The organism is Arthrobacter sp. TMS2-4 (genome assembly GCF_054511075.1).
In genome coordinates, this window is sequence record NZ_JBTNDI010000041.1 from 1 (window position 1) to 1,419 (window position 1,419).

The following is a 1,419-nucleotide window of genomic DNA, read 5'->3' on the forward strand; positions in this document are numbered from 1 at the left end:
GGAGTTGTGCCCCGCATAGTGGTGTAGCGCGGTTGCCGGGTTCGTCATAATGATGGACATGGACGCGGCCACCGCGTGATCCTTCGAGGAAACTCCTACATCCCACTCGAAAGGCATCACCACGATGGCCGCTCCTCATATTCTCGACCCTGCCCGCCTACTTACTGAAGCTCTTGGAGATGCGTCTCCTGATTTAATGCGTTCGCTGCTGCAGAGCATGATCAATGCCCTGCTCTCGGCGGACGCCGATGCCGTCGCGGGCGCGGAGTGGGGCAAACCCTCACCGGACCGTGTCGCGCAGCGCAATGGGTACCGGCACCGCGACCTGGACACCCGGGTCGGGACCGTTGACGTCGCCGTCCCGAAACTACGCTCCGGCACGTACTTCCCAGAGTGGCTGCTCGAGCGTAGGAAGCGGGCGGAGTCCGCGTTGATCACCGTGGTCGCGGACTGCTACCTCGCCGGCGTCTCGACGCGTCGCATGGACAAGCTCGTGAAGACCCTGGGTATCAATAGCTTGTCGAAGTCGCAGGTCTCCCGCATGGCAGCTGAGCTCGACGAGCACGTGAACGAGTTCCGCCACCGCCCCCTGGGCGAGGCAGGCCCCTTCACGTTCGTCGCCGCCGACGCCCTGACCATGAAGGTCCGCGAAGGCGGCCGTGTCATCAACGCCGTCGTCCTCGTCGCGACCGGCGTCAACGCCGACGGGCGCCGCGAAGTACTCGGCCTACGCGTGGCCACCAGCGAGACCGGGGCGGCGTGGAACAGTTTCTTCGCCGACCTCGTCGCCCGCGGGCTAACCGGCGTCCGGCTCGTCACCAGTGACGCGCACCGAGGTCTGGTCGAGGCGATCGGCGCGAATCTGCCCGGAGCTGTCTGGCAGAGATGCCGCACCCACTACGCGGCGAACCTGATGTCCGTGACACCGAAGACAATGTGGCCGGCTGTGAAAGCAATGCTGCACTCGGTCTATGACCAACCCGACGCGGGCTCGGTGCATGCCCAGTTCGATCGGCTGCTGGATTACGTCGAGGAGAAACTCCCCGACGCCCACGAGCACCTCGATGCTGCCCGGGCAGAGATCCTCGCGTTTACCGGCTTCCCGGAAGGGCTCTGGCAGCAGGTCTGGTCGAACAACCCGAACGAGCGGTTGAACAGGGAGATCCGGCGCCGTACCGACAGCGTCGGGATCTTCCCGAACAGGGACGCGATCATCCGGCTCGTCGGCGCCGTCCTGGCCGAGCAAACCGACGAATGGGCCGAAGGACGCCGCTACCTCGGACTCGACATCCTCGCCAAGTCCCGACTCAGCCTCATCACCGACACCGGGACGGAGGCGGCCATCGACACCACCCTCGAACTCAGCGCCTAACAACCAACAGGATCACCAACCGCTACACCACCACCCGGGACTTGACC

1 protein-coding gene is annotated in these 1,419 nt (G+C 65.0%); it reads left to right on the forward strand.

The features are described from left to right. Positions 1-124 precede the first annotated feature (124 nt). Positions 125-1,372 carry an IS256 family transposase gene (locus ACX80F_RS16990; protein WP_459337556.1) on the forward strand — a complete coding sequence of 416 codons (1,248 nt, stop codon included), beginning with the start codon at positions 125-127 and terminating at the stop codon, positions 1,370-1,372. Positions 1,373-1,419 lie beyond the last annotated feature (47 nt).

Coding starts and splice junctions, on each gene's coding strand:
- ACX80F_RS16990 (WP_459337556.1), top strand. CDS start 125: ATGGCCGCTCCTCATATTCTCGACCCTGCCCGCCTACTTACTGAAGCT.